This is a genomic window from Actinomadura sp. 9N407, assembly GCF_044326315.1.
Lineage (GTDB): Bacteria > Actinomycetota > Actinomycetes > Streptosporangiales > Streptosporangiaceae > Spirillospora.
On record NZ_JBIRAW010000076.1, the window covers coordinates 1 to 1,147 of the forward strand.

General features: G+C 68.9%; 1 protein-coding gene. It reads left to right on the forward strand.

The genetic code is table 11. The features are described 5' to 3' along the window. The coding region (locus ACH34Q_RS46925) for an acyl-CoA dehydrogenase family protein (protein WP_395989763.1) at positions 1-1,147 on the forward strand (1,147 nt) is incomplete at both ends.

Consider the following 1,147-nt stretch of genomic DNA (forward strand, 5'->3'; position numbering starts at 1 on the left):
GCGTGCTCGACAAGATCATGGAACGGGCGGCGGAGCTGCGCGAGCTGGGCCCGGTGAACGAGTCGCTGGGGCGGCTCGATGACAAGGCCGCCAAGGTGATGCGCGACGCCGGTGTGATCCGGATGCTGCAGCCCAAGACCTACGGCGGGCTGCAGGTGCACCCCGCGGAGTTCGCCGAGACGGTGATGGGGATCGCGGCGCTGGACGGTTCCGCCGGCTGGGTCGCCGGGATCGTGGGCGTGCACCCGTGGGAGATGGCGATGGCCGACCCCAAGGTGCAGGAGGAGATCTGGGGCGAGGACAACGACACCTGGATCGCCTCGCCGTACGCGCCGATGGGCATCGCCCGTCCGGTCGACGGCGGCTACGTCTTCAACGGGCACTGGCAGTTCTCGTCCGGGACCGACCACTGCGACTGGATCTTCCTGGGCGCGATGCTCGGTGACAGCGAGGGCAAGATGGCGATGCCGCCGACCTCGCTGCACATGATCCTGCCGCGCTCGGACTACGAGATCGTCGAGGACTCCTGGAACGTGGCCGGGCTGCGCGGGACCGGCAGCAAGGACATCATCGTGCGGGATGCCTTCGTTCCAGGCCATCGAGTGGTCGAGTTCTCGAGGGTTATCGACGGCTCGGCGCCCAAGGAGGCGGGGCTGACTGATCCCGGTTATCACGTTCCGTTCTCATGTGTGTTCCCGCTGGGGATCACTTCCGCGGTGATCGGGATGGCTGAGGGTGCGCTGTCGCACCACCTGGCGTACCAGCGCGGCCGTGTCCAGATCACCGGGACGAAGGTCAGGGACGACCCGTACGTGCTGTACGCGATCGGTGAGGCCACGGCCGAGATCCAGGCGTCGCGGGCGGCGCTGCTGGAGAACGTGAACCGGATGTACGACAAGGTCGCGGCCGGGCAGGAGATCAGCTTCGCCGAGCGCGCGGCCGGCCGCCGGATCCAGGTCCGGGCGGCGTGGCGTGCGGCGCAGGCCACCACCGACATCATGGTGCGCTCGGGCGGCAACGGGATGCGCAGCGACAACCCGATCCAGCGGTTCTGGCGGGACGCGCACATGGGCCTGGCGCACGCCATCCACGTGCCCGGCTCGGTCTACCACGTCTCCTCCCTGACCGACCTGGACATCGAGCCCCC